The following is a 24,583-nucleotide window of genomic DNA, read 5'->3' on the forward strand; positions in this document are numbered from 1 at the left end:
GCATGCCCCGTGAGATCGCCTTCCATGGCGTGTACATGCCCACCATGACCCTGATGTTCCTGTTCGCCCTGGGCCTGGCCTGGGGCCTGGACCGGTTCATCGCCAGCCATGATGGTTACCGCTTCTTCTGGCACCCGGCGCTGCTGCGCCTGAGCCTGTTCGTCTGCCTGTTCGGCGCCCTGGCGCTGTCGCTCTACTGGTGAGAAACCTTCGATGAAAAAGTTCTTCAGCCTGATCGCCACCCTGCTGGTGCTGGCCGCTGCCGTGGTGATCGGTCGCCAGTTGTGGTTGCACTACATGACCACGCCGTGGACCCGCGATGGCCGCGTGCGCGCCGACATCATCAACGTCGCCGCCGACGTGCCTGGCTATGTGGTGGACGTGCCGGTCAAGGACAACCAGCGGGTGAAGAAGGGCGACCTGCTGATCCAGATCGACCCTGAGCACTACCAGCTGGCGGTCGACCAGGCCAAGGCCCTGGTCGCCTCGCGCAAGGCCACCTGGGAGATGCGCAAGGTCAACGCCAAGCGCCGTGCCGACATGGACAACCTGGTGATCTCCAAGGAAAACCGTGACGACGCCAGCAACATTGCCAACTCCGCCCTGGCCGACTATCAGCAGGCCCAGGCTGAACTGGCGGCGGCCGAGCTGAACCTCAAGCGCACCCATATCGTCGCCACGGTGGACGGTTACGTGACCAACCTGAACATCCACAAGGGTGACTATGCGCGTACCGGCGAAGCGGTGATGGCGGTGGTCGACGAGAACTCCTTCTGGGTGTATGGCTTCTTCGAGGAGACCAAGTTGCCGCACGTGAAGGTGGGTGACCAGGCCGAGCTGCAGATGATGAGCGGCGAGCGCCTCAAGGGGCATGTGGAGAGCATCGCGCGCGGCATCTACGACCGCGACAACCCGCAGAGCCGCGAGCTGATCGCCGACGTGAACCCGACGTTCAACTGGGTGCGCCTGGCACAGCGGGTGCCGGTGCGGATTCATATCGATGAAGTGCCGGACGGGTTCCTGCTGGCGGCGGGGACGACCTGTACGGTGGTGGTGAAGCCGGGCGAGGAGTGAATGCTGCTACGTGGGCCTGACCTGTGCAGGCCCGCACTCTTGCAGCAATTGGTCCCAATCGTCCGCAGGGTGGCTGCTCGGCAGCATCTTCTGAAAAACCAATGCAATCGCATTACCTGCGTGTTCAGCGGTTCAAGCAGCTCCGACCAGCACAGGCACCTCAACCCGATCAATCACTTTCGCGCTGATCGATGGGTCCAGTAACCGCCCCAGCCGCGACAGGTGGCGGTGGCCCATGATGATCAGCTCGCAGTTCAGTTCCTGTGCCTTGGCGACAATCGCCTCGACCGGCTGCCCGGCGACCATGCAGCCCTGGCTGCTGAAGCCGGCCTGCTGCAGCAGTTGCACCGCCTCGGCCACGGCGCGGTCGCCCAGGCGTTGTTCCTCGCAGGCGGCAGGGTATTCCTCCAGTTCCTCGACAGTGTAGGGCGCGGGCTTGTCGTGCACGGCGAAGGTCGAGTCGATGGCCAGCAGCACGTGCAACGCGTGTTCGTCGGGGCGGCAGTAGCGGCGGGCGAGGGTGATCAGGGCGCTGGCGGCGGGGGAGGCATCGATGGCGATCAGGACGGGGCTGGGCATGGGAATCCTTGGTTGATGCTGGTTCGTGTGCTTGCAGGTCTGGCCCTTTCGCGGGGCAAGCCCGCTCCCACAAGCATCCACCCTGCTCAAAGGCCGAGCAGTATCTGTGGGAGCGGGCTTGCCCCGCGAAAGGGCCGGACTTGCCAATGCTTCATTTAAGGCCGAACACGGCCAGCGAATAAATGCCCCGCCACGCACGAGCGCATTGCGTCTGGTGCAATCCGCCAACCTGCTACCATCGCCTTTCCCACCGCTGTAACGGAAAACGGCCATGCAACTCCCGGACATGAACCTGCTCGTCGCTCTCGATGCCTTGCTTGATGAAGGCAGCGTGGTCGGCGCCGCACAGCGCATGAACCTGAGCCCGGCGGCGATGAGCCGCACCTTGGGGCGTATCCGCGATGCCCTGGGCGATCCGATCCTGGTGCGCGCCGGCCGTGGCCTGGTGCCGACGCCACGGGCGCTGGCCCTGCGCGAGCAGGTGGCGGCACTGGTGGAGCAGGCCGGTGAAGTGTTCCGCAGCGCCGATGAAGTCGACTTGTCCAGGCTCGATCGCGCTTTCAATATTCGCACCAATGACCTGTTCATCGCCTTGTATGGCGCCCAGCTGCTGCGGCGCATGCATGAACAGGCGCCACGCACGGTGCTGCGCTTCGTGCCGGAAAGCCCCGGTGGCGATGACGACAGTGTGCTGCGCGATGGGCGCACCGACCTGATCATCAGCTCGACCGTCGACCTGGGCCCGGAGATCAAGGTGCAGAGCCTGTTCCAGACTTACTATGTAGGCCTGGCCCGACGCGACCACCCGATCTTCGACCAGCCAATCACGCCGACCAGCTTTGCCAGTTATCCACAGATCAGCGTGTCCCGCCGTGGCCGGGCCAACGGGCCGATCGATGTCGAACTGGCCAATTTCAAGGTGCAGCGGCGGGTGGCGCTGATTACCCCGAGTTTTCACTCGGCGCTGTTCTCGCTGCCGGATTCCGACCTGATCCTGCCGATGCCAGCCAACATCCTCAACAGTGTGCACAAGCTCGGGTTGCCGCTGCGTTCGTTCGAGATCCCGGTACCGCTGGAGCGGGTGACGGTGCTGCAGGCCTGGCACCCGCGCTTTCACAACGACCCGGCGCACCGCTGGCTGCGGCAGACCTTGAAGGCCTGTTGCAGTGTCGACCCGTGAATGCTGCTCAGCCCTTGCGGCCTCTTCGCGGGTAAACCCGCTCCCACAGGGTAAGCGCCAAGCCCGAGGCTACCTCAGCACCTGTGGAAGGGGATTCACCCGCGAAGAGATCGACTCGGTTTTGAGCCGGATTGCGCCTGGCGCAACTTAAACCTGCCGAGAAGTCAGTTTTCGTCAGCATTCGACCTTCTTAGACTGGCTCCAGTCGCAAATTTGTTGCTGGAGATGTCTGCCCATGAGTTCCCTGTCTGCCCCCTCTGCCGCGATTGCCGCCCCCGCGCCGGCCGCCCCCGTGCAGACGGCGTTCGGCCTGCAGGTGGTGGTCGGGCTGTTCGGTGTGTTGCTGGCGGTGCTGTGTGCCGGCCTCAACGAGTCGGTGACCAAGATTTCCCTGGCCGACATCCGTGGCGCCATGGGCATCGGCGCCGACGAAGGGGCCTGGCTGCTGGCGGTGTACAGCGCCGCGTCGGTCTCGGCCATGGCCTTTGCTCCGTGGCTGGCCACCACCTTCTCCCTGCGCCGCTTCACCATGGGTGCGGTCGGCCTGTTCGCCGTGCTCGGGCTGCTGCAACCTTTCGCCCCCAACTTGCACAGCCTGATGCTGTTGCGCGTGCTCCAGGGCTTCGCTTCGGGCGCCTTGCCGCCGATGCTGATGAGCGTGGCACTGCGTTTCCTGCCACCTGGCATCAAGGTCTACGGCCTGGCCTGCTACGCCCTGACTGCCACCTTCGGGCCCAACCTCGGCACGCCGCTGGCGGGCCTGTGGACCGAGTACGTCGGCTGGCAATGGGCGTTCTGGCAGATCATCCTGCCCTCGGCACTGGCCATGTTCTGTGTCGGCTGGGGGCTGCCGCAGGACCCGCTGCGTCTGGAACGCTTCAAGCAGTTCGACTGGCGCGGCGTGTTGCTTGGCCTGCCGGCCATCAGCTGCATCGTCCTGGGCCTGTCGCTGGGTGACCGCTGGGGCTGGTTCGATTCGCCGCTGATCTGCTGGCTGCTGGGCGGTGGCGTGCTGCTGTTGGTGTTGTTCATGTACAACGAATGGTCCGAGCCGCTGCCGTTCTTCCAGCTGCGCATGTTGCAGCGGCGCAACCTCAGCTTCGCCCTGCTGACCCTGGCCGGGGTGCTGATCGTGTTGTCCGGTGTGGGCAGCATTCCATCGGCGTACCTGGCGCAGATCCAGGGCTATCGCCCGGCGCAGACCAGCCCGCTGATGATGCTGGTGGCCATGCCGCAGCTGATTGCGCTGCCGCTGACGGCGGCGCTGTGCAATTTCCGTGCGGTGGATTGCCGCTGGGTACTGGCCATCGGCTTGGCCATGCTGGCGGGTTCGTGCGTGGGCAGCAGCCTGCTGACCAGCGAGTGGATCCGTGGCGATTTCTACCCGTTCTACCTGCTGCAGGTATTTGGCCAGCCAATGGCCGTGTTGCCGCTGCTGATGCTTTCCACCAACGGCATGAGCCCGCAGGAAGGCCCATTCGCCTCCAGCTGGTTCAACACCGTCAAAGGCCTGGCCGCCGTGATTGCCGGTGGTCTGCTGGATGCCTTGGGCACGCTGCGCAGGCACTTCCATTCCAACCACCTGGTGGACAGCCTGGGCAACGCCCCGCTGATCGACGACAACGCCGCCGGCCTGGCCAAGCGTATCCATGACCAGGCGCTGGTGCTCACGTCGGCCGACCTGTACCTGGTCATGGCCTGCGTCGCCGTGGCGCTGATCTGCCTGATTCCCTTCGTGCCTACCCGGGTCTATCCGCCGCGTGCGGTGGCCTGAACCCTGGATGAATTCGAGACACTGAACATGACCAACAACCGTAAAACCATTCTCATCGGCTCGGTGCTCGCCGTGGCCGTGCTGGCCGGTATCGTCGGCCCCTGGGTGTTCGGCAGCGACCACCGGCAACGCACCAACGATGCCTACGTGATCGCCGACTACACCGTGGTTGCGCCCAAGGTCGCCGGCTTCATCAAGGAAGTGCTGGTCGAAGACAACCAGCAGGTCCAGGCCGGCCAGTTGCTGGCGACCATCGATGACCGTGACTACCAGGCCGCGCTGGATGCCGCCCAGGCTCAGCTGCTGGTGGCCAAGGCGCAGAGTGCCGATGCCCGCGCCACCCTTGAACGCCAGGCCGCACTGATTGCCCAGGCCCAGGCGGCGGTAACGGCGGCCCAGGCTGAAGCCGCATTCGCCGACCATGAGGTCAATCGCTACAGCCGCCTGGCCGAGCAAGGCGCCGGTACCGTGCAGAACGCCCAGCAGGCGCGCAGCCGGGTCGACCAGGCCCGCGCGCGGCTGGTAAACGCCCAGGCGGCGCTGGTGGCAACCCGCAAGCAGGTGGACATTCTCACGGCCCAGGTGGCCAGTGCCGATGGCCAGTTGAAGCGTGCCGAAGCCGGCCTCGAGAAGGCCCAGCTGGACCTGTCCTACACCCGCATCACCGCGCCGGTCGACGGCATGGTCGGCGAGCGTGCATTGCGCGTCGGCGCCTTCGTCAACCCGGGCGCACGCCTGCTGTCGGTGGTGCCGCTGCAGCATGCCTACGTGGTCGGCAATTTCCAGGAAACCCAGCTGACCCATGTGCAGCCGGGCCAGCCGGTGAGCATCAGTGTCGATACTTTCTCCGGCGAAACCCTCAAGGGCCATGTCCAGAGCATCGCCCCGGCCACCGGCGTCACCTTCGCCGCGGTGAAACCGGACAACGCCACCGGCAACTTCACCAAGGTGGTGCAACGCATTCCGGTGAAGATCGTCTTCGATGATGGCCAGCCACTGCTCGAGCGCCTGCGCGTGGGCATGTCGGTAGAGGCGACCATCGACACCCAGGGCGACAAGCTGGCCGGCAAAGAGGTGAGCGCCCGATGAAACCTGCCGTACGCTTGAGCCCGCTGCTGCTGGCCGTGTTGATGGCCGGCTGCACCCTCGGGCCGGACTTTCAGCGCCCTCCCAGCCAGGCGCCGCAGCAATGGGCAGCGCTGCAAGGTGAAGCCGCCGCGAGCCAGCCACAGGCTGAGCCGCTGGAGCTGCGCTGGTGGGAAACCTTTCACGATGCGCGCCTGAGTGCATTGATCCAGCGCGTGGCCGATAACAACCTCGACCTGCAGATGGCCAGTGCGCGCCTGCTGCAAAGCCGGGCCTTGCGCAGCACAGTGGCGGCCGATGAAACGCCGTCGGTCGATGCCAATGTCGGTTACAGCCGCGCCCGCAACAGCGCAGAAGGCCTGAGCGATCCATCCGGCAACGCGGGCAAATCGGCCTTCAACCTCTGGCAGGGCGACCTGGTCGCCGGCTGGGAGCTGGACCTCTGGGGCCGGGTGCGGCGCCAGGTGGAAGCGGCCGACGCCACCGTGGAGGTGGCCGAGAACGACCGTCGGGGCGTATTGCTGGCGCTGCTTTCGGAAACCGCCGGCAACTACATCCAGCTGCGTGCCGTGCAACACACCCTGGACGTGACCCGCGACAACCTCAAGGTCGCCGAGCACAGTCTGAAGCTTTCCCAGGACCGTCAGGCAGAAGGCGTCGCCACCCGTCTCGACGTGGCCCAAGCCAGTGCCCAGGTCGCTTCCATCGAAGCGCGCCTGCCAAGCCTGGAAGCCCGGCGCGATGACCTGATCAACGCCCTCAGCCTGCTCGCCGCCGAGCCGCCACGCAGCCTGCAAGCCGAGTTGCTGCCGGGGGGCGAACTGCCCGCGCCGCAGCAGACCTTCGCCATCGGCCTGCCGTCCGAACTGGCCGAGCGGCGCCCGGACATCCGTCAGGCTGAGGCACGGCTGCATGCTGCCACCGCGAGCATTGGTGTCGCCAAGGCCGACTTCTATCCAAGCATCCGTCTGTCGGGCAGCGTCGGCTTCCAGGCCATGCAACTGGCCGATTTCGGTGCCTGGGATTCGCGCCGCTTCGCCTTCGGCCCGCAGCTGTCGCTGCCGATCTTCGAGGGTGGGCGGCTCAAGGGCACTCTCCAATTGCGCGAGGCGCAGCAGCAGGAAGCGGCGCTGAATTACCGCAAGGTGGTGCTCGGCGCCTGGCACGAAATCGACGATGTGCTACGCCTGTACAACGCCAGCCAGTTGCGTCGCGACCATTTGGCCGAGGCCGTGCGGCAGAACCGCATCGCCCTGGAAACTGCCCAGCGCCAGTATGTGGAAGGGGCGGTGGACTTTCTCAATGTGCTGAGTGTGCAGAGCGCCTTGCTGGCCAGCGAAGAGCAATGGATCGACAGTTCGGCGGCAGTGTCGCAGGCGCTGGTCGGCCTGTACAAGGCGTTGGGCGGTGGCTGGCAGGCGTTCGACGAGCAGCCAGCGAAGAAAGCATAAAGACGGGGGCCGCGTTGCGGCCCATCGCCGGCAAGCCAGCTCCCACAGGTATTGCGTTGATTTCAAGGGCAGTGCCGTCCCTGTGGGAGCGGGCTTGCCCGCGATGGGCTGCAAGGCAGCCCGCTGCGATTCCCCAGACAGATGAGGAGGCACAGATGCACATTTCTCTTAACGGCAAGCGCGCTATCGTCAGCGGCTCCACGGCGGGTATCGGCCTGGCCATCGCCATCGGCCTGGCCGAGGCGGGCGCCGAAGTGGTCCTCAACGGCCGTACCCAGGCCCGTGTCGATGACGCCCTCAAGGCCGTGCGCGAGCGTCTGCCGCAAGCGCGCATCATTGGCATCGCCGCCGACTTGAGCACCCCGGAGGGCGCGCAGAAGCTGTTCGACCAGGTGCCGCACACCGATATCCTGGTCAACAACCTCGGCATCTTCGAACCCAAGCCGTTCTTCGAGATCGACGATGCCGACTGGCAACGCTTCTTTGATGTCAACGTGCTCAGCGCCGTGCGCCTGTCGCGCCACTACGCCCAGGGCATGGCGCAGCGCAAGTGGGGGCGGGTGATCTTCCTGTCCAGCGAGTCGGCGTTGCAGATCCCGACCGAGATGATTCATTACGGCATGACCAAGACGGCGTTGCTGGCTGTGTCCCGTGGTCTGGCCGAGACCTTGGCCGGTACCGGGGTGACGGTGAATTCGGTGCTGCCGGGGCCGACCCGCTCGGAAGGCGTGGGCGACTTCTTTGCCAAGCTGGCGCAGGAGCAGGGTGTTGGCACCGATGAACTGGAGGCCAACTTTCTGGCCGAGCACCGGCCGACTTCGCTGATCAAGCGGCTGGCGACGGTGGAGGAGGTGGCCAACATGGTGGTGTACCTGGCGTCAATGCAGGCCAGTGCCACTACCGGGGCTGCCTTGCGGGTGGATGGCGGGGTGCTGCGTTCCATCGCCTGATTCTCTGCAGCCTGTACTGGCCCTTTCGCGGCTAAAGCCGCTCCTACAGGGATACCACCGAGCCTGAGGGCGGCGCCGTCCCTGTAGGAGCGGCTTTAGCCGCGAAGGGCCAGCATAGGCAATGGGGTGTTCAGAGTGGGCGCAGTAGCCCGAAGCGCTTGCGTAACGCCCAGTCCAGCAGCCGTCGCGGCAGCAAGCGGGCCATCAACGGCAGCGCGGTGCTGCCATTGCCCAACCGCACCACACCCGGCACAGGTGACTTGCCAACTGCCGCCAACACGCCCTGGGCAAATTCAGCCGCTGAAGTCGGCTTGTCCTGCGACGCCCGCGCCCGCGCCTGCACATGCTCGCGCAGCGGCCACCACGCCGAGTCCGCCGCCAGCACCTGGTCGGCCTGGCGCTGGGCATTACTGGCGAATTGCGAGGCAATTGCCCCTGGCTGCACTTCCATCACCTGGACACCGAATGGCGCCAACTCCAGGCGCAGGGCATCGCTCAGCGCATGCACGGCGGCCTTGGACGCACAGTAGGCCCCGGCGAACGGGGTGACCAGCACGCCCGAGACGCTGCCGATGTTCACCACCAAGCCACGCGAGCGACGCAGCAGCGGGAACAGGGCACGGGTCACGCCAACCACGGCGAACACGTTGGTTTCGAACTGCTGGCGCAGGGCGTCGACGCCACCGTCGAGCAGCGGGCCCATGGCGCCGTAGCCGGCGTTGTTGATGAGGATGTCGAGGGTTTCGAGTTCCTCTGCCAGGCGCGCCAGGGCCTCGCTGTCATTCACATCCAGTTGCCGGGCGATGAAGCCGGCGGCATGCAGCCGCTCGACGTCCTCTGGCTTGCGGGCGGTGGCCCACACTTGGTAGCCGGCATCGCGAAAGGCGTCGGCCAGGGCGCGGCCGATGCCGCTGGAACAACCGGTGATCAGGACGGTGTGCATGGTTGAGGCCTTTATTCTGAAGGCTTTTAGATTGCCTGCTCCGGCCTCTTCGCGGGCAAGCCCGCTCCCACAGGTACTGAGCTGTTCTTGAACTAAGCCGTAACCCTGTGGGAGCGGGCTTGCCCGCGAAGAGGCCGGAGCAGACGCTGGATCAGTTGGCAAATGTACCTTGCAGGTGTTCCGCACGAAACTCCAGAGTCTGCGGGCGGTACCCAGAGCGCAGCGGTGGAAGAGGCAGGCAGTCCTTCCACTCGCCCCCTGGTTGCAGTTCCCCCGGCCCGCGATAGCGCGGTGCGTTGTACGTGTTCTCCGCCAGGTTCACGGTATCCCCTGGTGCATACGCCGCCACCCGCCAGCGCAGTTCGGTCAGCGGGACATCGTTGCCGTTCTTCATGCGCACCTGCAATGCGCGGTCGGCGGGGCAGTGGTCGGGAGCGTAGCTCAGGCGCAGGTCCAGACGCGCCAGTTGCGACGCTTCGCGACTGTCCTGCCAGAAGACCATCAAAGCCACCAGGCCCAGGCCACAGACAGCGGCCAGGGAGATCGGCAGGGCCTTGGCTGGGTAGCGCAACAGCAGCACCAGCCAGGTAAGGATGAGAAAGGCACCGATGATCATGGGGCAGGCAGACCTAGGTTGCGCAGGTCAGACCATCGTAGCGCCAAATCGGCTTGGTCTCAAAAAGAAGGGGCCGCATCGGCGGCCCCTCGGGTGTTGCTTACTGCGCGATGGTCTTCACTGAAATACCCCGGTCGACGGGTGTCGAGGTGCGTCCATACACATCCTCGAAGCGCTCGATGTCGTCCTCGCCCAGGTAGCTGCCGGACTGCACCTCGATAATCTCCAGCGGAATCTTGCCCGGGTTGCGCAGGCGGTGGATCGAGGCGATCGGGATGTAGGTCGACTGGTTCTCGGTGAGCAGGAACACGTTCTCGTCACAGGTCACCTCGGCAGTGCCGGACACCACGATCCAGTGCTCGGCGCGGTGGTGGTGCATCTGCAGCGACAGGCTGGCGCCCGGCTTGACGGTGATGTGCTTGACCTGGAAGCGGCCGCCCATGTCCACCGAGTCGTACGAGCCCCATGGGCGATACACTTCCAGGTGGTTCTGGGTTTCGCTGCGGCCCTGCTCGTCAAGGGTCTTGACCATCTGCTTGACGCCCTGGACCTTGTCCTTGTGGGCAATCATCATCGCGTCCTTGGTCTCGACCACGACGATGTTTTCCAGGCCGATCACCGACACCAGCTTGCCGTTGCCGTGGATCATGCAGTTGCGGCTGTCCTGCACCACCACGTCGCCCTTGGTGACGTTGCCGTCGGCATCCTTGTCGTGCACTTCCCACAGCGACGACCAGCAGCCTACGTCGCTCCAGCCGGCCGACATCGGCACCACACAGGCGCGCTGGGTCTTTTCCATCACCGCGTAGTCGATGGAGTTGTCCGGGCAGCATTCGAAGGTGGCTTCGTCGATGCTCAGCACATCGCCGTCTTCAGCGCTGCGCTCCAGGGCCAGCACGCAGGTGTCGTAGATGTCCGCGTCGTGCTTTTTCAGTTCCTCAAGGAAGCGGCTGGCGCGGAACAGGAACATGCCGCTGTTCCAGAAGTAACCACCGGCGGCGACGAACTCGGCGGCACGCTTTTCGTCGGGCTTCTCGACGAACTGAGCAACCCGCGACACACCCTCAGGCAGCAGCGCATCCTGGCTGGAACGGATGTAGCCGTAGCCGGTTTCCGGCTTGGTCGCCGGCACGCCGAACAGCACCATCTCGCCGCGCTCGGCGGCCACGGTGGCCAGGGCCAGGGCGCGTTGCAGGGCCTTCTGGTCATCGATTACGTGGTCGGCAGGCAGCACCAGCATCAGCTCGTCACGGCCTTCGTTGACCAGCTTCATGGCCGCCATGGCCACCGCCGGGGCGGTATTGCGGCCGAACGGCTCCATCAGGATGCCCTGGGTTTCCAGTTTCAGGGCAGCCAGCTGCTCTTGAACGATGAATTTGTGGTCCTTGTTGCAGACCACGATCGGGCTGTCCATGCCTTCGAAGCGCAAGCGCTCGAGGGTCTGCTGGAACAGGGTGTGTTCACCGGTCAGCGCCAGGAACTGCTTGGGGAACTGCTTGCGCGACAGAGGCCACAGACGGGAACCGCTACCACCAGAAAGAATTACCGGGATCATCATGTTTCTCCAATAGTCGTTATGAGGCAGGGAAATCAGTTGCTAGCCACGGGGCGAGTTACCCACACCGGCGACAAGTTGCTGCCGGAACCCGTTACGTACAGCACGGCAGCTTCGCCACGCTCCAGGGCGACCGGTTTCAGGTCGCTGACTTTCTTGTCGCCTTCGAACAAGGCCAGGTTGACCTTGACCGGATTGATTTCACGTTCGCCACGGCCCTTGGTAGCCACCGACGGCACCACTTCGGTCTTGCCGTCGGCCGTCTTCAGGGTCACCGCCTGGTCGCTGAGGTTCTGCACCCGCACCAGGGCCTTCTGCTTGTTCTTGAACGGTGGTTCTTCGATCAGCTGTGGGGTGCCACCGGCGTTGTTGACCAGGGTGTAGTACTTGTCCGCGGCCAGCTTCACCGGCACGCTCTTGCCGCCAACCTGGGCGGTGTAGTCACCGCCCGGCAGGAAGCTGAAGTCGCTGCTGGCCTGGGCGCCAACCTGCTTGATCTGGGTGTTGCCGACGCTGGCCGCAGCCGGTGCGCTGGCGGCGTTGTACAGTCGCACGAAGGTCGAGCCTTTCGGCGCGGTCGGGCCGTACAGGGCGGCGTCGGCACCGGCAAAGGCCTGCATGGAGGCAAGGGAAAGGCCGGCCGCGAGGGTGAGGGCTTTGGCAATGGAAGTCTTGGTAGTCATGTGCATTTCCTCTCTATCGATCAGTGATTCGTCCGGGTGGACGACAAGGCCAGGTTTTCTTCGGATTTACGGGAGTTCTTCAGCTGCGCGATCCACTGCGGGTCGAAGCTGCTGAGGTCATTGGTCATTGGCAGATAACGTTCTGGGAATTCCCACACCACCACTTGTGGCGCGGCGTTCTTGAAGGCATCGCTCTGCAGGTACTTGAGCATCGGCAGCACTGGGCCGTGGCCGTCCTCGGCGTAGTTGGCGACGTCGCTGTGCAGTGCCTGCTGCAGCGCACCGAGGAAATTCCAGTGCGGGTTGGCGCTGTAGCTGGTGCCCACCAGGGCGACCGGGATCTGGTTGTCGGCGAACAGGGCGTCGCCGGATTCGCCTTCGGTTTCGGCAGGGCGGGTGGTGCGTTGCTGCAGGTTGTCCGGGGTCGGCAGCAGGTTGCTGAACAATGGGTCCAGCGGCAGGAAGTTGGTCAGGTCGCCCTTGTAGGGGGCGGTGCTGCCGGCTTCGGTGATGAACGTCTGCGGCTCACCGTTGAGCAGGCTCTGGCGGCTGACCGCTTCGGCCAGCGCTTGCGCAACCACTTCGGCGCCCATCGGCGTCCAGTGGGTGTCGGTGCGCAGGAACACCTGGCCGCGGGCCTTGGCCTGTTCCAGTGCTGCCATCAGGTCGGGAGCGAACACGTTGGCCTGGCGCGCCTGGGCATGGAACCGGTTGTACAGATCGTCATGCAGGCTGGCCGGCTGTTCCTTGCCGATGTACTCGGCATACACCCGTGCCTTGGCCGGGATGATCGCCAGCACCAGCTGGCTGCCGTGCTGCTGCAGGGTGTCGCGCACGCCGCGGATCAGCGCCAGGTTGTCCTGCATCAGTTGCTCGGCACCGGCGGTAGGCTTGAACTCTTCGTCGCTGAACAGCCACTGGTCGCGGCCCAGCACCACGCCAGGGCGGCCTTCGTTGAACAGTTTGAAGTCCAGCGCAGCCCATAGGTTGGTGCCCAGGCGCTTGATCGGGAACTGGTCGTCGTAGTGGGTCTCGGCGGCCTTGGCCAGCTTGCCGTTGAGCAGGGTCATCTGCTCGGTACGGTGGAAACTGTCGAAGCCACCGGTGGACCAGACGCCCATGCCCACCAGCAGGCCGAGGAACGACAGGGAATAGGTGACGCGTAATGTCCGGGTCATGTCATCCACCTCAGAACTGGAAGTACAGGAACGGCGAGTAGCTCTGCGCCGAAAGCTTGAGGATCGAGGCCACGAACAGCAGCAGGATCAGGGCGCGGGACATGACCCGGGTCCAGTCCAGGCCGATCGAGCCGTCGGCATTCACCTGCACCGGCGTGGCCTTGGCGGTTGGCTTGGCATTGCGGTAGAAGTCGCGCAGGCCGAAGAACGCCAGGGTGAGGTAGGCAATCACCAGGGTCGCTACTTGCAGGCCGGTGAGCTGGGCGCGGTTGAGTTCCGACAGCTGCCATTCGCCGAAGCTGAACATGGCGCCGTACATGCGGGCGGCGACGTGCAGGTTTTCGGCACGGAAGATCACCCAGCCGACGATCACCAGCAGGAAGGTGAAGGCCCACTTGACCGGGTTGAAGCGCTGCGGGTTGGTGTCGATGCCCAGTGCCCGCTCGATCGCCAGCCACATGCCGTGCCAGGCGCCCCAGATGATGTAGGTGAAGTTGGCACCGTGCCACAGGCCGCCCAGCAGCATGGTCAGGAACAGGTTGCGATAGGTGTTGAAGGTGCCTTTGCGGTTGCCGCCCAGGGTGATGTACAGGTAGTCGCGCAGCCAGGTCGACAGGCTGATGTGCCAGCGCCGCCAGAACTCGGTGATCGACTGGCTGATGTACGGCTGCTTGAAGTTCTCCATGAAGCGGAAGCCCATCATCAGGCCCAGGCCGATGGCCATGTCGCTGTAGCCGCTGAAGTCGAAGTACAGCTGCGCGGTGTAGGCCAGGGCGCCGAGCCAGGCGTCGCCGGTGGTCGGGTTCTGCAGGGCGAAGCAATGGTCGGCGACCACGGCCAGGGTGTCGGCGATGAACACTTTCTTGATGAAGCCCTGCATGAAGCGGGTGCAGCCTTCGGAGAACTTGTCCAGGGTGTGGGTGCGGTTGTTGAACTGGTCGACCAGGTCCTTGAAGCGCAGCACAGGGCCGGCGATCAGGTGCGGGAAGATCGCCACGAACGCCGCGAAGTCGATCAGGTTGCGGGTGGCCGGGGTGTCGCCGCGGTACACGTCGATGATGTAGCTGATCGACTCGAAGATGTAGAACGAGATACCGATCGGCAGCAGCACGTGGGTGAGGATGAACGGCTCCAGGCCGAACGAGGTAATGATCGCGTTGAGGCTCTCGACACCGAAGTTGGCGTACTTGAAGTAGCCGAGGATCGCCAGGTCCACGCCGACGCCGAGCAGCAGCCAGCGCTGGGCCGGCTTGGTGCGCACGCCGGCGGCGCCGACTTTCAGGCCGATCCAGTAGTTCCACAGGGTCACACCGGCGAACAGGGCGAGGAAGTCGACCCGCCACCAGGCGTAGAAGATGTAGCTGGCGACCAGCAGCAGCAGGTTGCGATAGCGTTGCCCGCTCAAGTAGTACAGGCCGAGGAAGATCGGCAAGAACAGGAACAGGAACACGTTGGACGAGAAGACCATCCCGGTTCTCCTAATTGTTCACAGCATACGGGGCACAGCGCCCCCCAAACCCCCCACTCAAAAAGTGAGAGATACCTTGGTCCCTGTGGGAGCGGGCTTGCCCGCGAACAAGGGCGAAGCCCTTGCCATGCACCGCAGTGCCTTCTTCGCGGGCAAGCCCGCTCCCACAGGTTCCGATCCCTTGACGGGGTTAACTCATTTCTTGCTTTCTGCGCTCGGGTCGTAGACCCGGGTCAGGTCGCCGCCCAGCCGGAAACTGTTGAACGGTTGCATGTCATGCTTGCGCTCCAGGGTGTCACCGACGCAGTGGTACAGCGCGCACCAGGGCTCGAGCCACGAGTACTTGCTGTCGATCTTCAGGTCGGTCAGGTCCTGCTTCTCACCGGCGCGAGCCTTGAACTGGCTCGGGTCGCGTACACCCGCCAGCACGCCTTCGCCCAGACGCTGCAGGGCGAAATTGTTCTCGCTGCGCAGGTCGACGCCATTGGCCTGGGCGAAGCTGGCGATCATCGCCAGCGGCGGCAGGGCATAGTTGTGGTAAGCCAGGGCGCGCTGCTTACGCTTGATCTCGTTGGGCAGGAAGCCCTGCTCATCCACCTGGTTGGCGCCGACCTTGTATTCCTTCACCGCCCAGTCGAACAGGTCGCGGCGGTCGGTGGCCACGGCGGTGGCCATCACTGACCAGGCCGCCCAGTAGCTGTGGTTGTTGATCTTCTCCAGCGGCAGATTGCTCCAGTCGCGCACGGTCTGTTCGGCGAGGCGGGCGAACCACTTCTCGATCAGCTCGGCCTCGGCCCGGTGCGCGGCCAGCGGCTGCGAGTTGGAGAACTTCAGGCGCAGCCACGAACCGCTCATGCTACCCAGCGCCCATTTGCGCATGGACTTGCCGGTGTGGTTGTAGTCGGTGGACAGCAGCGCATCGGCGCGTGCCCAGGTACCGAGCCAGGCCAGGGTGCAGTCGAGTTGCGCCGGGCGGCCGTCACGCATGTACTGGCCGACCATCTTGCTCACGCCCTTCTCGAGCGTGGTGATGTCCTCGGTCGACTTGCGGAAGGCCTTTTCCGAGGCAACGTTGAGCGTCGCCCGGGCCTTGTCCGAACCTTCGTACTTGCTGCGGAACTGCAGCGCGCCCGTGTAAGGCTTTGGCGCCGGCTCGCAATGGAAGCCGCCGTCGCCGGTCTTGAGCTTCTCGATACCCTCGTAATAACCCTGCGGGGGCACCAGCGCAGCCTGTGCGGCGCCGCCGAACAGAGCCAGGGTGAGCAGGGCAGGGCGGAAGATTCGCTTGAGCATGGTCATGGTCGCCTCACTGGCCGGCTTGCGCGGTCTGCGCGGGCACGGCGAAGTTGTTGCGTTTGCAGAGCTTGGCCTCGACTTTCTGGGTACCGCTTTCCGGCCCCTGGACTTCGAAGGCGAGCAGGTTCTGGCTGGCCCAGTCCTCGTCTTCGCGCATCTGGAAGACGAAGCGGCCGTCGGTGTCGGAGGTTTCCGGCTTTTCCAGCTTGATGTCCTCGTGGCGGCCATTCAGGTACCACAGGGTGGCCTGCAGCACCTTCACCGAAGGGTCTTCGAACTTGATGTCCATCTGCAGGTTGCGGTTGACCAGGTCCTTGATCACGCCGCCCTTGCCGTTGACCATCAGCTCGTTCTTGCCAGGCTTGAGCGTGGTGCTGGCGCTCATCAGCGCCGGGCGCGCGTCGCAGCCGTCGTCGAGCAGGGCGAGGATCTGCCGCCAGATGGTTTCCTGGTCCAGGCGGTACAGCGGCGAGAACTCCCAGATGAGGATCTTCGGAGGGTTCTTCTGGAATTCCTCGCTGCCCAGGTACTGGATCATCGAGCCTTCCAGGCCACCACCGGGGAAGGCGACGTTGAGCACGTCGGCGCCGATGTACTGTTCGAGGAAACCGGAGAAGTTGTAGTTCTTGCCACTGTGGCTGGTGCCGACCAGGGTGATCTGGGCGTTGCCGCTGTCACCGAACAGGTCGTCGCCGCCGCCGGTCGAGCCTTTCGGCTCGGTGGCGAACTGGTCCATGTACTGCACCGCGTAGCTGGTGCCGCAGAGCTGGCCGGCGACGTTGTGCAGGGTGCCGGTCTTGCCCATGCGCCCGGATTTGTGGGTTTCGAACTCCTTGCGCGGGATGCCTTCGAAGGCCGGCATCTTGTGCACCGTGTCGGCCACGATCTTCGCCGCGCGCTCGGCGCCGTAAGGCGTCCAGTGCTGGTCACCGCGGAAGTAGAAATCCTTGCCCTGGTCGGCGGCGGCCAGCTGCTCGTTGGTCAGCGGCGACAGGTCGGGCACGTTGTAGCCCATGCTGGCGAAGCGCTTTAGCATGGCCTGGTAGTTGCCCAGCGCCTTCTGGTAGTCGAAGGCGGCCTTCTCTGCCGGGTTGAGCATGTTGCGGTTCACCAGGCCACGGGTCGGCTGGTAGACCACCACCAGCTCCACACCGCGCTTCTTGAACGCGTCGTGCACTTGCTGCAGGCGCTTGTAGCCGGCCGGCGTGGTGTTGAACTCGGTGCGCAGGTCTTCGCGGGTACGGAACAGCCAGTCGCCCTGGGCCTGCACCAGCGTGGTGAAATTCTGCTGATAGCGGGTGGTGTAGCGGCTGGCGTCATGCGCCTCGGGGCACAGCTGGCAGCATGGTTCGGCGGTGAAGCTCGGGGCCTTCACCTCGTCGGCGCGCACGCCCTGGCTGATGGCCAGGAGGGCGGCGGACAGGCCCAGCAGTTTCATCAGGTGTGGAGTCATGGTCTGGGCTTCCTTAATCGATCATTTCGGTCTGGCGTTCGACCGGGTCGATCAGCACGGCCTTCTGCTGGCGCACCAGCAGGTCGAGGATTTCGTCCTGGCGCTCGCCGAGGATGCCGTTGAGGCTGATGCCGCTGGCTTTGCGCGGGGCGAGCATGGACACCTTGTACAACTCGACCGACAGCGGCGAGTCGATCGACAGCGGGCCGGAGCCATTGGCGGCCAGCTCGCCGCCCACCACGATCAGCGACACCTTGGTGTCGAACGGGTCGAGGGCAATGTCGCGGTCGGTGTCGGACAGGTCCTTGATGTGCCCGTACACACCGACCAGGCCGTTGGCCACGGCGACGTTCTCGTACAGGCGAATGTTCACGCTGTTGCGCACGCGGATGCCGTGGCGACGGTTGTTGATCAGCTTGTTGCCCCAGATCAGGTTGTCGCCGCTTTCATACAGGGTGATGCCGTCGGTGTGGTTACGGTAGATCTCGTTGTAGGCCACCAGGTTGTTGACGCTGTTACGGTCGATCACCACGCCGGAGAGCTTGTTGTCATAGCTCTTGTTGTTGATGATCCAGCTGTCGTTGACCTCACGCGAAACGATGATGCCGTGCTTCTTCTTGGTGCCGTACACGGTGTTGCCGGCAATGATCAGGCGGTGCGAACGGTCGTGCGGGTCAATGCCGTAGACGATGTTGTCGTGGTAGGTGTTGTCCTTGACCACGAAGTCCTGGGTCTCGTAGCAGTAGAAGCCGTACCACATGTCGCTGAATGTCGAGCCGATGATCCAGCCGGTCGGTTCCGCGCGGCCCATGCGCTTGGACATGTTCGGCGTGTACTGCGAGATGCTCACGCCGTACGACTTCGACTTGGCATAGCCGAAGCTGGCCATCTTGGTGTTGACGATGTAGGTCTCGGTGCCGCCCCACGACAGCAGGAACGGGCGGAATTCCTTGGGCGAACGGAAGGTCGCCGGGCCGTTGTCCTTCTCGCGCCAGCCGATCACCTGGGTGTCGGTGACGAACAGCTTGCCGTCGTTGACCAGGAACGAGCCGCCTTCCTGGGACAGACGCAGTTGCTTGACCTTGCCGTCGATCTCGAGAATGCCCTTCTGCCCGACCACGATCGGCAGGCGTGCCAGATACACGCCAGGTTCGACTTCGCTGAGGTATTGCTTGGGCACCTTCTTGCTCAGCTCGACCAGGTCGATGTGGCCGTCATCGACGAAGATCGCCTGGGGAATGCCATGCTGGCGCTGCACCCATTCGGCGGCCTTGTTGTCGCCGCCGACGAATTCCTTGAGGGTGTCCTCCTGGAACATGCGGCGCACGCTGACCTTGCCTGGGTGGCGGCGGTCGATCTTCTTCTGCACCGCTTCGGCGGTGTAGCCGCTCAGGTCGGGCAGTTTCGGCGGGTCCATCTGCAGCGGCTCGATCGGGGCGCTGGCCACGGTGTAGGTCTTGGCCTGCTGCAGCTCCTTGGCGATCACCTGGGGCTCTGCGGCGACAGCCAGGCCACTGGCCAGCAGCAGAGCGCTGGCCAGAAGGCTGTGACGTAAGTGCGGGTGAAGGTTCATCAGGTTTCTCCCGGCCTCAGAAGCGCCAGATCACGTCGACGAAGGCACGGTGCATGTACGAGTCCGCTTCCTTGCCGTAGGCGTCGCCCGGCTTGAACACGCCGGCACGCAGGCGCACCAGGGCGGAGGGCTCGTCGATTGCCTGGCTCATCGAAGCCGGCAGCAGGCCTTGCTTGAAGTACTTGGTGACGACCACGTCCATTTCCTGGCCGAGGTCTTTTTCGCCATCGACCAGTGGGCGGTTCACGCCGTCGTCGTTGACCACAGCGTTGATGCCGCTGGAACCGATGTTCTGATTGCCGTCGACACGCCAGAACTTGTGGTAGATGAGGCTGGCGTCGTAGTCGTCGCGCAGCTGCCAGGAGGCGAACAGGGTGGCCGCCTGCAGGTTGCCCAGCTCGCCGCGGAAGGCTTCGCCGAAGCGGTGCACGCGTGAACGGGTACCGGTGAAGTTGGAGCGGTTGCTCTCCAGGCCGGTCTGTTCGAAGTTGTTCGAACCGTCGTCACCACCGCCGCCGCTGCCGCGGGCGTAGGCGGCACCGACCTGCCATTGCGGGTCCAGGCGCAGGCGGATGCCGAGGTCGGTGGCCCAGGCGTTGACGTTGCCGCTCTGCTTGCCGGTGGCCACGGTCTGGTCGCCGACGGTCTGGCTGCTCAGGGTGTCGCGGTCACCGGTCAGCCAGGTGACGCTGCCCCAGTAGTTGACGGTGTGGTCGTTGCGCCAGTTGTAGGCGTCGCTGTTGGCTTCCAGGCCCAGCCAGGTAAGGTCGCCGGTGCGGCGCTTGTCCAGTGCGTCGACGGTCTCGCCCGGGTTCTTCAGGCTGCCGCTGTCATGGGTGTGGTGGGCGCGCAGGCCGACCCAGTGGCCAGGGGTCCACTGCGTGGCGACGTTGCCGTAGATATGGGTGCGGTCCTTGTCTTCCGGGGCCAGCTCGGTGAGGTCGGTGCGGTACTCGCTGAAGCGCTGGGCAACGCCCAGGTCGGCCTTGAGCAGGGTGGTGTCGAAGGTCCAGTTCAGCGCTTCGATGTTGGTGTCGCGCCACATGCCGTCGTCGCTGCGCAGCCGCTGGCGGCCGAGGCGCAGCTGTTCGCCCGGGTAGGCGGTGAGGCCGCTGTAGCCGACCCAGAATTCGCGCATGGCCAGGTAGCTCTTGTCCTGCTTGCGGCCGTCGGCGGCGGTGTCGGTGCTGGTGCCGTCGTCGTTCTGGCGCAGGGTGTCGGTTTCGATGGTATCGGTGGCGGTGACCGCCTGGCCCATGGCGTAGGCGCTCCAGTTGCCGCGCTCGCCATATACCCAGGGGCGCAGGTCGAGGCCCAGGCCGTTGACGTCGCCGCCAGGGCGGGTGCCGAGGTCACGGTCGTCTTCTGACTGGCCGGTGATTTTCACATCCAGGCCGAAGTTCTTTTCAGCGGTCATTTCCGCCAGGGTCGGGCAGGACCACAGCAGGGCGAAGCTCAGGCCGATGCCGGCTTTCACGAATGGATTGAGCGTCATAGCGAGTCCTCACCTTCTACTTCTTTTTCGTCGTCTTGCAGGGCTTCGAGGGCCAGGGTGCTGTTGGCGCCCTGAACCATGCTGCCGCGGGCCTGCTTTTCCTGCGCCAGCAGGCTCTGCGCCTGGCTGCGCTGGTCAGGCGTGAGTTGCTGGTCGAGCTGTTGCAGCAGCTCGCTGGACTGTGGCGTCGGGTTGGCCTGGGCCAGCTGGGCGAATACCCAGGCGTTGCCCGGTTGCGGGCGGATGCCGTGGCCTTCGCTGAACAGCTGGGCGAGGGCGTAGTCGGCGCTGTTCTGGCCGCCACGGGCGGCAGCCAGCAGGTTGTCCACGGCCTTCTGCGGCTCGACCTTGCCCAGGTAGCCACGGCGGTACAGCTGGCCGAGGTAGTAGTGGGCGCTGATTTCGCCGGCATCGGCGGCAGCCTGCAGGTGTTGTTCGGCCTTCACCGCATCGGCAGGCAAGGTCTTGCCTTCGTAATAGAGGCGGCCCAGCAGCAGTTCGGCGCGTGGCAGTTCGGCTTCGCGGCCTTTGTCGATGTAGGCCATCAACTGGTCGGTGTCGCCCAGTTCGGGGAAGTCGTACAGCAACTGCGCCAGGCTGACCCAGGACGCTGGGTTGGCCGGGGCGACCTGTTCGAGCAGGTCCTTGGCAGTTTTCTCGTCGGTCTGGCCGAGGCTGCGGTCAGCCAGCACGCGGGCGACGCTGTCGACCCGGGTGGCCGGCACCGCGCCGCGGGCATAGGCGGATTTCAGCTGGCCGAGCAGGGCGGCCTGTTGATCGGCCTGGCCGCGCTTCTGGTAGACGGTGGCCAGCTCGACGTAGCAGATGTCGGTGGTGTTCAGCGCGGCCTTGCAGATTTTTTCCACGTCACCCAGGTGCTGGTCGTAGGTGCCCTGGGTGCGATACAGCAGCACCTGGGCCAGGCCCGCTTCCGGGTTGCCGGCGGCGCGCCACTGGTCGATCTGCTGCTGGGCGTTGATCTTGGGGAAGCTCTGCGGGTAGGTCAGATAGAGCATCGCCAGCGGGATCAGGGTATTGCTTTCACCTTGCTTGGCGGCGAGCTTGAGCAGGGTTTCGGCCTCTTCACGTTCGGCCTGGGTGCTGTCGGGCTTGGCCACCAGCAGCCGGCCGAGGCGCGCCTGGGCACGTGGCGAGGTGGAGGCGGCAGCGCGGTAGGTGGCTTCGGCTTCGCGGATTTTCGCCGGGTCACGGGTGGCCACCTTGATGTCGGCCAGGCCCACTTGCGCGTCGCTGTAGCCCAGGTCGGCCAGGGCCTTGTAGTTGCGCTCGGCCAGCGCGGTGTCGCCGCGCTTGAGGGCTTCGTTGGCCAGGCGCTGGTCGGGCAGGCCCGCACAGCCGGCCAGTGTGATGGCTGCAGCCAATGCACACATTCCAAGGTTAACTCGGACCCTGTGGGAGCGGGCTTGCCCGCGAACTGCCACTGCCGACGACGTTGACCCTGCTGGCCTCTTCGCGGGCAAGCCCGCTCCCACAGAGGTCGCGTTGATTTCAGAGATCATTGTCCGATCCTCTTACAGGCCACGGGCCACGGCTTTGTCGATCAGCCAGTTCAGCGAAGGGCCACGGTCGCTGTTGACCGAGGCAGGGCGCCCGGCCAGTTCGGCCGGCATGGCGCTGTCTGGCTTGATCTGCACGCGGATGTCGGAGGCCAGGTCTTCGCTGTTGAGGCTGGCGCTGCTGACGATCTGGCCGGTGCGCACTTCGTCTTCGCCGGCCACCTGGAAGTTGACCCGGGTGCCTGGCTTGACCTCATCGAACTGGCGGTAGCTGAAACGTGCCTCGACCATCGGGGTCGTGGTGCGCGGCACCAGCTGGAAGATCGGCTGGCCCTTGGCGGCGTACTGGCCATCGTCCACCAACTGGCGGGCGACCACGCAATCGCAAGGGCTGGTGAGGGTGCCGGAGAGCTGCTTGCCGAACAGTTCCTCGATCTTCGCCGGCTCCAACTGCGAGTCGTCCAGGTTGCCCTTGAGCATGTCCAGCATGCTGGTGGTGAAGGTTGCCAGCGGCGCGCCCTTGACGATCTGCCCACCGGTTTCGGCCAGGCTGTTCACGGTACCGTCGCGCGGCATGGTGACGGTGGTGGTCGGCACGGCGACCACACCGGCTTCGGCATGGCTGACGAAGTACATGCCGTACAGCGACTTGGCGACGAAGCCAAAGGCAGCCACACCGACCACGAACACGCCCAGGGTCACGGTCACCGCCTTGAGCCGGCCGAAGGCGGACAGGCCGGAGCCCCCATCCTTCTGTTTACGGGCCTTGGTGAAGTTGTCGCGCTGCAGGGTGCTGAGTACGTCGCCTGCAGTGATCAGCTCACCCGACAGGTGGCTGGTGATGATGTGGCGCAGGGTGGCGATGTCGCGCGGTTCGAGGTTCTGGAACTGCGCGCCGGTACGGCCGCTATCGCTCTGGTAGGAACGCACCTGGAACTCGATGTCCATCGACAGGCCGAGGTTGTCGACCGTGAACTGCAGGCGACCGCGCAGCACTTCACCGACCGACAGTGGCTGTTTGGTGTGGAAGCTCAGGCCACCAGCGGAGAGGTCGTCGACCTTCACATCGTGGGCCTGGCGCTCTTTGTCGAGGAAGCGCAGCTTGGCCGGGATGCGCACACGGGCGTGTTGGCGCTGGGCTTCGGACTCATGCACGACGTTGACGTTCACGGCGGTATTCATCTTGGTTTGTTCCTGTTAGTTCCGATCCGGGTTGGGCTCACACGACCATGAACAGCACAGCGACGAAGATGCTGGCAGCCGAGAAGGTCATGGTCCGCGAGGACCAGGTGTTGAACCATTGTTGAAAACTGGCGAGGTCACGCTTGAGGGCAGTCGGTTGGCGGGTCCAGGACTGCTTGTCGAGGCGGAAGAACACGTAGATCTTCATCAGCGCGCCGACGATCTGGTTGTAATAGAGAATCAGCGGGTAGGCCGGGCCCACGTTGTGGCCCGAACACAGCAGCATGATGGTGAGGATCAGGCGGGTAATGCCGATCCACAGCAGGTAGACCAACAGGAAGGCCATGCCGAACTTGAGGCTGGCGATCACTGCCACGGTCAGGCCGAGCAGGCTGGTCCACATCGACACGCGCTGGTCGAACAGCACGATGCTGGTGAACAGGCCCAGGCGGCGCAGGCCAAGGCCCAGCGCTCGAGAGTTCTGCCGCAGGTTGTTGCCGTACCAGCGGTACATCAGCTTGCGGCTGGCCTTGAAGAAGCTTTTCTCCGGCGGGTGCTCGACCGTATTGATCGCGGCATCCGGCACGTAGAAGGTGTCGTAGCCCAGGCGCATCAGGCTGAACCAGCTGGACTTGTCGTCACCGGTAAGGAACTTGAAGCGGCCCAGGCGCCAGTGCATCAGCGAGTCGCTTTCGACGTCGGCGATGAACTCGGGGTTGGTCACCACGCTTGCGCGGAACATCGACATGCGCCCGGTCATGGTCAGCACGCGCTTGGACAGGGCCATCGAGCACATGTTGATGTGGCGCTGGGCGAAGCGCAGCTTGTGCCACTCGCTCATGATGTAGCCGCCGCGCACTTCGCAGAATTCGTTGGTGGTCAGGCCACCGACGTTGGGGTACAGCTTGAACCACGGCACGGTCTTGCGCACCACGCCTTCGCCGAGCACGGTGTCGCCGTCGATCACCGCGACCACGGCATTTTCGTCCGGCAGCATCCGCGAGATGGCGCGGAAGCCATAGGCCAAGCCGTCGCGCTTGCCGGTACCGGCGATGCGCACGATGTCCAGGGTGACGTGGGCGGGCGGGTTGTACTTGGCCCACAGGCTCTTCACCAGCAGTTCATCGGACATTTCCACCAGCGAGCAGACCACGGTGGTGGGGTAGCCGCATTCAATCGCCTCGCGGATCACCGAGCTGTACACCTGGGCGGTGGTCAGCGCTTCGATTCGGAAGCTGGTGACCATCAGGTACACGTGCGACGGCGCGGCGGCATCGCCCATCTTCTGCACCTTGCGGCGCAGGTACGGGTAGACGCCGTAGAGGAAGATCATGCCGCGGATGAAATGGGTGGCGCCCATGGAATAGCGCCAGATGCCGACTGCGCCGACCAGGAAGATGAAGTGCTTCGACTGCGAGTCGAAGATATCGGCTGGCAGGGCCAGGGCGATCAGCATGAGCAGGCTCATGTAGAGCAGCCACCCGGCGCACTGCAACAGCACTGTCTGGAGCCTTTGCATGTTCAGCATCC

The 24,583-nt window shown here is 64.6% G+C and carries 21 protein-coding genes; 7 read left to right on the forward strand and 14 right to left on the reverse strand.

Features of this window, described 5'->3' with window-relative positions; genetic code table 11:
- The first annotated feature begins 2 nt into the window (after window positions 1-2).
- Complete coding sequence (locus ACIPZ5_RS16765; protein ID WP_008097766.1) at window positions 3-203, forward strand: DUF1656 domain-containing protein; 201 nt, start codon at window positions 3-5, stop codon at window positions 201-203.
- Between the two features lie 10 nt (window positions 204-213).
- Entirely contained in the window at window positions 214-1,074 is an 861-nt protein-coding gene (locus ACIPZ5_RS16770; protein ID WP_343597927.1) for an HlyD family secretion protein, read from the forward strand.
- A gap of 132 nt (window positions 1,075-1,206) precedes the next feature.
- Here ACIPZ5_RS16770 and ACIPZ5_RS16775 read toward each other — a convergent pair whose 3' ends face one another.
- Window positions 1,207-1,653: a universal stress protein gene (locus ACIPZ5_RS16775; RefSeq protein WP_400809743.1), complete on the reverse strand. Its 447-nt coding sequence runs from the start codon at window positions 1,651-1,653 to the stop codon at window positions 1,207-1,209.
- A gap of 271 nt (window positions 1,654-1,924) precedes the next feature.
- Here ACIPZ5_RS16775 and ACIPZ5_RS16780 point away from each other — a divergent pair, with 271 nt between their 5' ends.
- From ACIPZ5_RS16780 to ACIPZ5_RS16800, 5 genes are all read left to right on the forward strand, one after another.
- Entirely contained in the window at window positions 1,925-2,833 is a 909-nt protein-coding gene (locus ACIPZ5_RS16780; protein WP_343597924.1) for a LysR family transcriptional regulator, read from the forward strand.
- 235 nt (window positions 2,834-3,068) lie between these two features.
- Complete coding sequence (locus ACIPZ5_RS16785) at window positions 3,069-4,607, forward strand: MFS transporter (protein WP_400809744.1); 1,539 nt, start codon at window positions 3,069-3,071, stop codon at window positions 4,605-4,607.
- Between the two features lie 27 nt (window positions 4,608-4,634).
- Window positions 4,635-5,696: an HlyD family secretion protein gene (locus ACIPZ5_RS16790; protein ID WP_343597920.1), complete on the forward strand. Its 1,062-nt coding sequence runs from the start codon at window positions 4,635-4,637 to the stop codon at window positions 5,694-5,696.
- The gene (locus tag ACIPZ5_RS16795) at window positions 5,693-7,144 is read left to right on the forward strand and encodes an efflux transporter outer membrane subunit (protein WP_343597918.1); all 1,452 of its coding nucleotides are present in this window, start codon (window positions 5,693-5,695) and stop codon (window positions 7,142-7,144) included. Before ACIPZ5_RS16790 ends, ACIPZ5_RS16795 begins: the two co-directional genes overlap by 4 nt.
- Window positions 7,145-7,299: 155 nt before the next feature.
- Window positions 7,300-8,094, forward strand: a complete 795-nt coding sequence (locus ACIPZ5_RS16800; protein WP_343597916.1) for an SDR family oxidoreductase — start codon at window positions 7,300-7,302, stop codon at window positions 8,092-8,094.
- Window positions 8,095-8,224: 130 nt separating this feature from the next.
- On the opposite strand, the gene ACIPZ5_RS16805 is transcribed toward ACIPZ5_RS16800, so the two are convergent.
- From ACIPZ5_RS16805 to ACIPZ5_RS16865, 13 genes are all read right to left on the reverse strand, one after another.
- A complete protein-coding gene (locus ACIPZ5_RS16805; RefSeq protein ID WP_343597914.1) occupies window positions 8,225-9,037 on the reverse strand; it encodes an SDR family oxidoreductase in 813 nt (270 codons plus the stop codon).
- Between the two features lie 151 nt (window positions 9,038-9,188).
- The gene (locus tag ACIPZ5_RS16810) at window positions 9,189-9,653 is read right to left on the reverse strand and encodes a multidrug transporter (protein WP_343597912.1); all 465 of its coding nucleotides are present in this window, start codon (window positions 9,651-9,653) and stop codon (window positions 9,189-9,191) included.
- Between the two features lie 100 nt (window positions 9,654-9,753).
- The gene (locus tag ACIPZ5_RS16815; RefSeq protein WP_343598076.1) at window positions 9,754-11,208 is read right to left on the reverse strand and encodes a mannose-1-phosphate guanylyltransferase/mannose-6-phosphate isomerase; all 1,455 of its coding nucleotides are present in this window, start codon (window positions 11,206-11,208) and stop codon (window positions 9,754-9,756) included.
- Between the two features lie 35 nt (window positions 11,209-11,243).
- Entirely contained in the window at window positions 11,244-11,891 is a 648-nt protein-coding gene (locus ACIPZ5_RS16820) for an alginate O-acetyltransferase AlgF (protein WP_261941512.1), read from the reverse strand.
- Window positions 11,892-11,911: 20 nt separating this feature from the next.
- Window positions 11,912-13,069: an alginate O-acetyltransferase gene (locus ACIPZ5_RS16825; protein ID WP_400809747.1), complete on the reverse strand. Its 1,158-nt coding sequence runs from the start codon at window positions 13,067-13,069 to the stop codon at window positions 11,912-11,914.
- Between the two features lie 10 nt (window positions 13,070-13,079).
- Window positions 13,080-14,537: an MBOAT family protein gene (locus ACIPZ5_RS16830; protein ID WP_343597908.1), complete on the reverse strand. Its 1,458-nt coding sequence runs from the start codon at window positions 14,535-14,537 to the stop codon at window positions 13,080-13,082.
- A gap of 195 nt (window positions 14,538-14,732) precedes the next feature.
- The gene (locus ACIPZ5_RS16835) at window positions 14,733-15,836 is read right to left on the reverse strand and encodes a mannuronate-specific alginate lyase (protein WP_400809748.1); all 1,104 of its coding nucleotides are present in this window, start codon (window positions 15,834-15,836) and stop codon (window positions 14,733-14,735) included.
- Between the two features lie 7 nt (window positions 15,837-15,843).
- Window positions 15,844-17,286 (reverse strand): alginate O-acetyltransferase, encoded by a 1,443-nt coding sequence (locus tag ACIPZ5_RS16840; protein WP_343597904.1) that lies wholly within the window; start codon window positions 17,284-17,286, stop codon window positions 15,844-15,846.
- A gap of 13 nt (window positions 17,287-17,299) precedes the next feature.
- The gene (gene algG / locus ACIPZ5_RS16845) at window positions 17,300-18,859 is read right to left on the reverse strand and encodes a mannuronan 5-epimerase AlgG (protein ID WP_343597902.1); all 1,560 of its coding nucleotides are present in this window, start codon (window positions 18,857-18,859) and stop codon (window positions 17,300-17,302) included.
- 16 nt (window positions 18,860-18,875) lie between these two features.
- A complete protein-coding gene (locus ACIPZ5_RS16850) occupies window positions 18,876-20,354 on the reverse strand; it encodes an alginate export family protein (protein ID WP_261941506.1) in 1,479 nt (492 codons plus the stop codon).
- Window positions 20,351-21,745 (reverse strand): alginate biosynthesis TPR repeat lipoprotein AlgK, encoded by a 1,395-nt coding sequence (gene algK / locus ACIPZ5_RS16855; RefSeq protein WP_400809751.1) that lies wholly within the window; start codon window positions 21,743-21,745, stop codon window positions 20,351-20,353. Before algK ends, ACIPZ5_RS16850 begins: the two co-directional genes overlap by 4 nt.
- Before the next feature lie 141 nt (window positions 21,746-21,886).
- Window positions 21,887-23,053, reverse strand: a complete 1,167-nt coding sequence (locus tag ACIPZ5_RS16860; RefSeq protein ID WP_313713557.1) for an alginate biosynthesis protein Alg44 — start codon at window positions 23,051-23,053, stop codon at window positions 21,887-21,889.
- A gap of 37 nt (window positions 23,054-23,090) precedes the next feature.
- Complete coding sequence (locus ACIPZ5_RS16865) at window positions 23,091-24,572, reverse strand: glycosyltransferase family 2 protein (protein ID WP_343597897.1); 1,482 nt, start codon at window positions 24,570-24,572, stop codon at window positions 23,091-23,093.
- Between the last annotated feature and the right edge of the window lie 11 nt (window positions 24,573-24,583).

This window comes from Pseudomonas sp. NPDC089428 (genome assembly GCF_044749325.1).
Classification (GTDB): Bacteria; Pseudomonadota; Gammaproteobacteria; order Pseudomonadales; family Pseudomonadaceae; genus Aquipseudomonas.

Bases quoted from the DNA above. Each gene is read 5' to 3' on its own strand.
- ACIPZ5_RS16835 (WP_400809748.1), bottom strand. From the start codon at position 15,836: ATGACCATGCTCAAGCGAATCTTCCGCCCTGCCCTGCTCACCCTGGCT.
- ACIPZ5_RS16785 (WP_400809744.1), top strand. From the start codon at position 3,069: ATGAGTTCCCTGTCTGCCCCCTCTGCCGCGATTGCCGCCCCCGCGCCG.
- ACIPZ5_RS16820 (WP_261941512.1), bottom strand. From the start codon at position 11,891: ATGACTACCAAGACTTCCATTGCCAAAGCCCTCACCCTCGCGGCCGGC.
- algG (WP_343597902.1), bottom strand. From the start codon at position 18,859: ATGAACCTTCACCCGCACTTACGTCACAGCCTTCTGGCCAGCGCTCTG.
- ACIPZ5_RS16765 (WP_008097766.1), top strand. From the start codon at position 3: ATGCCCCGTGAGATCGCCTTCCATGGCGTGTACATGCCCACCATGACC.
- ACIPZ5_RS16770 (WP_343597927.1), top strand. From the start codon at position 214: ATGAAAAAGTTCTTCAGCCTGATCGCCACCCTGCTGGTGCTGGCCGCT.
- ACIPZ5_RS16815 (WP_343598076.1), bottom strand. From the start codon at position 11,208: ATGATCCCGGTAATTCTTTCTGGTGGTAGCGGTTCCCGTCTGTGGCCT.
- ACIPZ5_RS16825 (WP_400809747.1), bottom strand. From the start codon at position 13,069: ATGACCCGGACATTACGCGTCACCTATTCCCTGTCGTTCCTCGGCCTG.
- algK (WP_400809751.1), bottom strand. From the start codon at position 21,745: ATGTGTGCATTGGCTGCAGCCATCACACTGGCCGGCTGTGCGGGCCTG.
- ACIPZ5_RS16780 (WP_343597924.1), top strand. From the start codon at position 1,925: ATGCAACTCCCGGACATGAACCTGCTCGTCGCTCTCGATGCCTTGCTT.
- ACIPZ5_RS16830 (WP_343597908.1), bottom strand. From the start codon at position 14,537: ATGGTCTTCTCGTCCAACGTGTTCCTGTTCCTGTTCTTGCCGATCTTC.
- ACIPZ5_RS16840 (WP_343597904.1), bottom strand. From the start codon at position 17,286: ATGACTCCACACCTGATGAAACTGCTGGGCCTGTCCGCCGCCCTCCTG.
- ACIPZ5_RS16800 (WP_343597916.1), top strand. From the start codon at position 7,300: ATGCACATTTCTCTTAACGGCAAGCGCGCTATCGTCAGCGGCTCCACG.
- ACIPZ5_RS16850 (WP_261941506.1), bottom strand. From the start codon at position 20,354: ATGACGCTCAATCCATTCGTGAAAGCCGGCATCGGCCTGAGCTTCGCC.
- ACIPZ5_RS16795 (WP_343597918.1), top strand. From the start codon at position 5,693: ATGAAACCTGCCGTACGCTTGAGCCCGCTGCTGCTGGCCGTGTTGATG.
- ACIPZ5_RS16805 (WP_343597914.1), bottom strand. From the start codon at position 9,037: ATGCACACCGTCCTGATCACCGGTTGTTCCAGCGGCATCGGCCGCGCC.
- ACIPZ5_RS16775 (WP_400809743.1), bottom strand. From the start codon at position 1,653: ATGCCCAGCCCCGTCCTGATCGCCATCGATGCCTCCCCCGCCGCCAGC.
- ACIPZ5_RS16860 (WP_313713557.1), bottom strand. From the start codon at position 23,053: ATGAATACCGCCGTGAACGTCAACGTCGTGCATGAGTCCGAAGCCCAG.
- ACIPZ5_RS16790 (WP_343597920.1), top strand. From the start codon at position 4,635: ATGACCAACAACCGTAAAACCATTCTCATCGGCTCGGTGCTCGCCGTG.
- ACIPZ5_RS16810 (WP_343597912.1), bottom strand. From the start codon at position 9,653: ATGATCATCGGTGCCTTTCTCATCCTTACCTGGCTGGTGCTGCTGTTG.
- ACIPZ5_RS16865 (WP_343597897.1), bottom strand. From the start codon at position 24,572: ATGCAAAGGCTCCAGACAGTGCTGTTGCAGTGCGCCGGGTGGCTGCTC.